The following is an 8,338-nucleotide window of genomic DNA, read 5'->3' on the forward strand; positions in this document are numbered from 1 at the left end:
GCAGCTACTCTGAAAGTTCATTCATTCTTTCGCGAGCCTTGTTCGCTAATGTGTCGTCGGGATACTTTTTAATAAGCTCAGTGTAAAGTTTTCTTGCTGTTTTTATTCTGTCAAGGGATACATATGCATTAGCCATCCTATACATGAAGTCCGTAGGTAAATCCTTGCAGTCTTTTGCAAGCAGGCTGTCCATAAGCTTTCCAGCTATGCTTATTTCACCTTCGTCCAAAGCGAGTTCGGCTCCTTTAAGAAGAATTCCGCACGAGGATTCATGCTTGCCTCTCGAGAGCAAAAATGCCGCTGATAAAGCAGAGTCTTTAAAACCCATGTTCCACAGACATATTACAAAATTTTCCGCATAGGCAGAATAAAGAGGGTCGCTTTTCTTCATGCTGTCGAGGCGATGAGCAAGAATGTTTGCTTCCTCGCTGTAGTATTCTTGTTCGTGATAAAGTTTTGCAAGAAATAGGAGTGCACTATCGCTCACGATGTCGTCTGTGTGAAAAGACCGTATTTTATTAAGCATTATGGCGCAGGAGTCTTTATCGTTGCCGTTGTAGAACCATTTTGCAAGCTCGAAAAGACCTCGCAGATACCAACCATTTTCGTTTAATTCGTTAAGTTTATTTATAGTTTGCCGGGCTGTTATCTCATCCCCTATAACGAGACTTGACCTTATTATGCCGAGATTAGCCTCTGCCCACACACTGTCTTTAGCAGCGCTTTTTGAGATTGCCTTCGTGTAAAAGTAGATGGCATCCCTGAATCTGCCGTGCTCCTCGCATTGGATAGCGGTCTGAAGCAAAAGTTTCCTCGTTAAAGGACTTTTGGGACATTTTTTAGAAAACCCATCGAGAATTTCCATCGGGTCCTTGTAGATTCCGATTTTGTATTTTGCTCTCTCCGAAAGCAGTATAAGTGAGTCCTTTCTTATTCCGTGAAGTTTGTCAGCGTAATTCTCGGATATGTCGATAAGCTCTTCGTAAAGCCCCCTTTCGAAAAGTGTTTTTGCGAGGACCAATGCCGCTTTTGAGGCATTGAATGTGCCCGGGTACTTTTTTATTATCGTTTTGCATGTTGCGAGGGCTTTGTCGATCTCGTCGAGCCAAAGCTGGGACTGAAAAAGATAATAGCTTGCGCTAAGACATCTGAATTCGCAGTTTTTAATGTAATCCGAAAGGATTTTTTCGCATTCGTCGTATTGTCTTTGTGCATAATAGGTCCTCGCTATGGCGTAATCGGTGTAGCGGGAGAATGTCGATTCCCGCGATAGTTTGGTGAAGATTTTCCGGGCGCTGTCGAGTTTCCCAAGCCTGAATAGCGACCAGCCAAGCCCCCAGTTAGCGTAAGGCGCGATGTGTGAAGGGTAAGTTTTACTGTAAAGTTTAGCCGCAAGTTCGTAATCCCTCGATTTATAAGCAGCTTCGGCAGCGAATATCGAGGCTTCCCATGATTTGCCGCTACATACCGACAAAGCTTTCTGAAAAAGACTTAGTGCACTCTTATAGCGATGGTTGTCGAGCAACTCCCAACCTCGATGGATAAGAAGGTCAACCCGAATTACCTCGGGAAGTGAGTCGATTTTTGTTGTGTCGAATTGGTTTTCGTAGGCACGCACTATACTTGTTGAAATCTTTCTATACTGGCTTTCTGAGCGTATTTTCTCGCTTACAGTTTTGGCGCTGTCTATCTCGCCAAGCTTTATGAGGGCTATAGTTTGCAAAAAAAGTGCCTCATCGTTCCACCAGCTTTCTTGGCTGCCGTAAACCTCTTGCGCAAGCGAAAACAATGAATCAGATGCCTTATAGTCACCAGAGAGTAAATTGAGATACCCAAGTCTGAAGAGCACTTCGCCCATTATCGGTATGTCGCCGAAATTTTTGGCAAGCGATGTGAGAACAAGTTTAGCTGAATCGAGTTGACCGAGCTTGATGTGAAGCACGGCAAGAAGGTATTCCGTTACCGCCTGGATTGTGTAGTCATCGATCGTGGATAGCTTTCTTAGTATTGTTTTTGCTGATTCGGGAGATGCAATGATAAGTTTTCTGGCTAAGTATATTTTCCCCCAGGTTGTTCTTTCAAATTCCTTCGGTTGCTCGTTGGCAAGAAGTATTGTCAAGATGCTTGCCCATCTGTCGACAAGGCTGTCGTCGATTTGATTCAGCATATTGAGCACGACGATCGCATCTATTGTGTCGCCATCGTCGCAAAGGTTTTTAACGAGGAATAGAAAGTCGCGTATCTCTGATGGTGTGGATTCCCAGAAAATGGCTTTTTCAAAGGGTTTTGCGAAAGTTGCCTTGGGAGTTGAAAGAATTGCTAATACCTCAGCGATAATTAGAAAAACCGATAGTAAATCCGCTTTCGTTTTTTCGCCAGGGGATAGGGTAAATTTCAACATCGAAGACATAGTTATCTTTTATTTCCCAGTTAAATCCTAATATTGGTTTTACAACGGTTCGGCTCGTAAAATGCCCTGAATATCGCCTGTATGCGGTCGGAGTTTGTGGTTTCCATGTGCCGAGTGCATCAACATATATTAATCTTATTCCGCCGGCAAAAGCAACATTTTTGTATCTTATAGCACCCACCCCATCCAAACAATATTCGCGCCAGCTGTAATAAACGCTGTAGTTTAAGGGTGTTATAAATGTGTTTCCACGAGTTCTTATAAGGGCGAATCTTGCGTTTATCGTTGCGAGGAACCTCGTCCTTCTCGTTCTGAGTCTCTGGCTGTATTGGAGTCTTGCTTTCGCGCCTGCCATAAGTTCCCAGCTGCCGTTTATCTCAGCTAATCCAGGGACGCGTAAGTTAAGGTCGGCGCCGCCTACTATAAGTCCAAGTTCAAGAATTTTGAACCATGTGTGCGAAAAGTGAATCCCGAGACGCTGTGACCAAAAAATTGCTCGACCCGCCTGCCCCGAAAAGGGAACGGTAGTATATGAATATTCTGCCGATACAAGAAGCAATCTCCTTGGCGGACATATGTAAACGGGGTTGGTCGCCGATAGGGGAAATGTATTTGCAACCAAGAGGAGAAGGATTATTAATATTACTGCTTTTCTCATCGTGTCCTCCGGCTATTTTTCCGTAACGACAAATTTACGGTGCTTTGTATGTGACAGATGTCCAAACGGCGCACGCGCCAAAATTGGCTGTGATAATGTCCGTTACATCGTCAGTAAGACCACCTGGTGCGGTAACGCTGAACGATACGCTGCCTGTCGAATTGGTGGTGGCTGATGACGGTGATATAGATGCGCCGTAAGCGCTTACCAGAGTTACACTTTGGCCACAGATAGGATTGCCCCAGACATCCTTCACATTGACTATAACGCTGAATGTTCCGCCACTTATAACTTCCGAAGGTGCGCTTATCGAGGAATTGGACGAACTGCAATCGCCACCGTTGAGGGTGATGGTCGTCGTCGCGGAGGCATAACCGGCTTGTGCCTGCACAGTAGCTGCTGCAACCTGTGTGCTTGAGCAATAATTATCTACAGTTACTGTAGCGCTGGTGTAGGTGGCTTCAGCGTAACTAATGGTGCATTCACCTACTGAAATCACAGGAGTTGTTATCGTGCCTACAGTTGTTGTGAACCTGACCGAGTCCGCTGTAACTGGATTGCCGTTTATGTCCTGAAGTATAGCTCTAACTGTGGAATGGCTTGAGCCATCGGCATTCACAGTTGAGGGATTGGTAACCAATGTTATTGATGTTACAGGTCCTGAGTTGTAGAACCATACGCTGTCGCAAACCCATCCGGGAGTTCCACCACAGCTTGAAGAGGAGTCGCCTCGCGTGGATGCCTTGACCCACACTATCCCGTCGCCGCGTGGATTGGAGGAGTACCATATTGATGATGCAAAGCCTGAGTCGTTAGAGGTCGCACTGCCTATTATCATTCCTTCATCAGTGGTGAAGTAAACGGCGGCGTTGGGCACTGGGTTGCCCATAGAGTCGAGAACCATGACCATGATTGAGTCCGAGACGCCGTCTCTTTCCCAACCTTTGACATTACATTTCGCACGCGAAACCGAGATGTAGTGCGGCAATCCGCTCGATATCGTTATTCTTGGTGCTTCGGATATTATTCCTGAGCCATCAAGCACCGAGGACCTCACCAAAGCAACGCCTGAAGCTTTGCCTGCTCTTACTGTGATGTTGGCTCTGCCGCCAAGCGTATATACTGTGTCAGACCACAGTTGCCCGAGCGTGGGATGTGAAGGTTCAAGCGATGGTTGACGAAGCGGGTCGCTGCCACCGGGGTAATTGGTGAACCAGAATATAACTTTTGTGCTGTCTTTTACAGGATTGTTGTATCTATCGTAAATGTATGCTGTCAAAACGGCGTGGTCTATGTTTCCTGAACCTTTAACATATATGTGGTTTCTGTCCACATCGATGCTTTCGGTGTGAGCGATCTGCGGTAACAATATCATGTTATCGCTGCCGACAGCATCCCCGGCCTGTGCGAAAACCCAAATAGCCCCCGATTTCGTGCCCGGAGTAAAGTATGTCTTGAACCTTCCGCTTGCGTCAGTAAGGACGGAATAGTCAGCCATAGTTCCGAGGCTGCAAATGTCACCGCCTCCACCGCAGGTGTCCTCTGGCAAACCTGTGCTTGAAAGCCATAACCTGACCAATGTTCCCTCGCCAACGGGATTGCCAAGGGTATCGAGAACCTGCCCGTAAACTGAATCGATAGTACCGCTGCCTACTGTGTCGTAGTCCTGCGAGAAGTAAACATTAACTTCGCTCGGTTCACCAGCTGTGAATATAACCTTAACTTCTGCTGTCTCTGCCTGGCAAATAGCCATTATCGTTGCGGTGCATGCCGTGTCCGCAGCCGTGAGCGTCGAGAATGCAAGCCCATCGTGGGTCGTATCGGACGGAACCACATACCCGAAATCGGTGAAAAACGCCACTGTAACTCCGTCGGATATGGGTCTTCCTGAGGAGTCGAGAACTGTAGCTCTTATCTGAGTAGTGCTGTGACCGTCGGCCGGAATTCGACTCGGGAGCGCCACCAATATTATCGTATCTGCTGTTGTAGCAGTGAATTCCACCGGCAGATGACCAACATTTCCGCCAACTGTGCCTTCCACATATGCATTGCCGATGTGCCGTGGTGAACGAACCGTGAAGGTGGCTCTACCCGCTGAATCTGTAACGACCATAGTGGGGGTGACACTTCCAAGCTCGGCTGGGGACATGGAGAGTGTCACTGTCTCGCTTGAAATAAGGTTATTAAATCTGTCGGTAACGAGTACCGTGCAAATCTCGGAGCTAACGCCGTCAGCGGGCAGTGTAAGCGATGAGGGCATGAAGCTAAATCTCCTCGATGTATCCGGTGTGAATGTTATTACAAGCGTCTCGCTGTAAAGATAGCCTGCACCAGTGTCAATGTAAGCGTAAACAGAGCATGGACCCGACACTATGGGCGCCATAATCTCCGATGTGGCAACGCCTGAGGATGTCCAGGCGAGAGTAGGATAAATGTTCGCTGAAACCGAGCCACCTGTCTTCGCGAACCTTACTGGTGTGCTGTCCGGTGCTGCGAAACCCATGCTATCGTAAACCGAAGCGGAAAGACTCGTTGTAGCGGTGCCATTGCTGGGAAGGAATAGTGCGCCTGCTGATATGTCTATCTCAGCCAATGCAGTTGGGACGAGCTGGATTATACACACACCCTCCGCTGACCCTGAGGTAGCGTGGACCGCGACATTGCCTGGCGAGGTGCCCGCTGTGAACACTGAAATGCATCGTCCGGTGCTGTCGGTAACTCCAACCGCCCATATCGCCCCGCGACTGGTGGGCTCGATGGTGAAATTTACCACTGTTCCAGCTCCGACAGGATTGCCACCTGCATCCGTGACTGTGGCTGTTATCAGCGTTGTATCGCTGTTGTTGGCTATAAGGCTCGTTCTATTGGGTTGAAGAACTATGTTGGCTGGCGGTCCAGGAACGAATGTCACCACAGCTTGTGCAGTTTTGCCGCCGCAGGTAACAATGAGTGTGTCCAGACCAACGCTGAGTTGTGAGTGGATGCTCGTTCGGAACTGCCCACTTGATGTCGTGCCGTTGTATGCGCCAAGCAGTCCGAGGTTTATTCCGCTAAGGTAGACTGGTGTGCCGTCGGATATCGGCATACCGAGCGTGTCCCTGACGGTTACTATAACTACTGCGCTATCGGTGCCGTTGGCTACGATAGATGTCGGCGTAACATCTACTATAACAGTGCCAACATCGGTTGGAATTATTTGAATAAGCATTGTTGAGGTTGCGCTTCCGCTTGTTGCAGTTATTACCGCCCAGCCTGGTGAATGCCCGCTATGGAACATGGACGTGGCAACGCCATTGCTGTCAGTATAAGCATCGGTTAATATCGTTCCCATGGTTGAGCTGAATGTGACGGGTGTTCCTGGCGAAACGATATTTCCGAATGAATCTCTTACCTCGGCGTAAATTCTAACAGAATCAGTCCCATCGGCAAGTATTGTAGAATCTGATGCCCATAATGTTATGTGCGCTGGCGGACCAGCGACGAAAACCACGGTGTCCGTATCAGCAACTGAACCGCTTATCGCGACTACTATTGCAGTGTCAACGCTCGTGGCGGAATACAGTGTGCTCGTTGCCTGTCCTGTCCCGCTTGCTGTTCGTGCTATGGATGGGGTGACATGACCCTTGGTAGATGTGAACGATACAAGAGTCATAGCCGACACGGGTGACCCGGTTGAGTCGTAAACAGTGGCGACCAGGTCTGCATGAGAAGTGCCATTGGCAATAAGTTGTTTCGGCCATACATAAAGTGATATCGAGTCAGCCGTAAGCGGAAAGAGGGTTATTGCTGCGCTCGCTGAATGCCCCTCACAGGTGGCTGTGACCAGAGCAACACCAGCGGTGCAGCTCGCGGTATAAACGGCAAAAGCGTATCCAGTATCGTTGGTAGCCGATGTCGTGGTTATGGCACCCTTTGTGGTGCTGAAAGTAACATCGTAACCTGCCCCGACGAGGTTCCCCTTGGCGTCAAGAACCCTTACCGCGACGAGTTCCGTGTCGACACAATTTGCGGGCAGGTCATGAAGCATGGATGTTATGAACTCAACCCTGTGGGGTTCACCTGGAACCAGAATTACCTCCACCGAGTCCATAAGCGTATCCCCGCTTGGCAATATGGGACCTATGGCTATGACAACGAGTGTGTCAACCCGGATGCCAGCGGTGAGTGTTACCGATGCATTCCCCCCCGAGGTATATGCGATGGTTGATGAAAGCATTCCCAGTCCTCTCAATGAGAATCGAATTGGTGTCCCTTCTGATACAGGCGTGAACAGTCCGCCCGTTGTGTCGAGAAGTATCGCGGTTATCTCGGATGTCGATACACCATCGGCAGTAAGGCGGTTCGGGACCGCGACCACTTCAATCCAGTTACCCTCAACGGCATTGAAGTTTATCGAGGCCACCGCCGTTGCCGAGTCAGCCGTTGCCGTTATTAAGCCGGGACCAGCGCTATGGCTTGAAATGTGGGTTATAACGAGTCCATCCAAACTGGACACATAGCTTAGGGAGTCTATGGTTCCTCTCGTTGTGGTGAAGTGGACAGGCGTGCCGATAGCCACGGGATTCATGAATGCATCGTAAACATGAGCCCTGACCTCGAATTGACTGCCATCGGCGACCATATTCATAAGCCCTGTGGTGTCGATTATTATTATCTGTGCAGGTCCACTTGTGAATTCGATTATGAGTGAGTCGACCACAGACGAACCCACAGCGCCTGCATAGGCGTAAACTTTCGTTCTGCCGCTTGCAGCTGGTGCTATAAGCGTTGCCGTTGCATCGCCGCCAACTGTGGTTGCTATGGTTGGTGTTATTATGCCGGGTGTGTAGCCTGCGCTCGTGTCCTGCGCGAAAACAACTATGCTTCCGTCGGAAACAGGCGTTCCCGCTGAGTCGTAAACGCTTGCGGTAAGTGTTGCCGTGCTTGTGCCGTCGCCGATAATCCTCACTGCTGACGAACGCAAGACTATGTATCTCGCTTCAAGCTCTTCGAGGAATATCTGGGTTGTGGTGGTTCTTTCGCCGCAGCGAATAGTTATGGTGGCTACACCAGTGGTAGAGGCAGATGTGAATGTGGCTCTTGCGTGTCCAGAGATGTCGGTGAATGCTACATCAGTTATGGAACCCAGGTCAGTTGAAAATGTTACCGCTGTTGACGGTGTTACTGGATTGCCATATCTATCGTAGACCCAGACATCTATGTAAGTCCGCGATGTGCCATCCGCTGGTAGTGTCGCGCTATCTGTGGCTTCCGGGTCGACCACGATTCTA

The 8,338-nt window shown here is 49.0% G+C and carries 3 protein-coding genes; all 3 read right to left on the reverse strand.

The window, feature by feature from the left end; all coding sequences use genetic code 11:
- Window positions 1-4: 4 nt before the first annotated feature.
- Genes J7J62_00670 through J7J62_00680 form a run of 3 tightly spaced genes read right to left on the reverse strand, consistent with a single transcriptional unit; the run spans window position 5 to window position 8,331 of the window.
- Window positions 5-2,401, reverse strand: a complete 2,397-nt coding sequence (locus J7J62_00670; GenBank protein ID MCD6123673.1) for a tetratricopeptide repeat protein — start codon at window positions 2,399-2,401, stop codon at window positions 5-7.
- Entirely contained in the window at window positions 2,328-3,068 is a 741-nt protein-coding gene (locus J7J62_00675; GenBank protein MCD6123674.1) for a hypothetical protein, read from the reverse strand. Before J7J62_00675 ends, J7J62_00670 begins: the two co-directional genes overlap by 74 nt.
- A 34-nt stretch (window positions 3,069-3,102) precedes the next feature.
- Window positions 3,103-8,331 carry an Ig-like domain-containing protein gene (locus tag J7J62_00680; protein ID MCD6123675.1) on the reverse strand — a complete coding sequence of 1,743 codons (5,229 nt, stop codon included), beginning with the start codon at window positions 8,329-8,331 and terminating at the stop codon, window positions 3,103-3,105.
- Window positions 8,332-8,338: the final 7 nt, after the last annotated feature.

Source organism: bacterium (assembly GCA_021159335.1).
In the GTDB taxonomy this organism is placed as follows: Bacteria; UBP14; UBA6098; order B30-G16; family B30-G16; genus JAGGRZ01.

Bases quoted from the DNA above. Each gene is read 5' to 3' on its own strand.
- J7J62_00675 (MCD6123674.1), bottom strand. From the start codon at position 3,068: ATGAGAAAAGCAGTAATATTAATAATCCTTCTCCTCTTGGTTGCAAAT.
- J7J62_00670 (MCD6123673.1), bottom strand. From the start codon at position 2,401: ATGTTGAAATTTACCCTATCCCCTGGCGAAAAAACGAAAGCGGATTTA.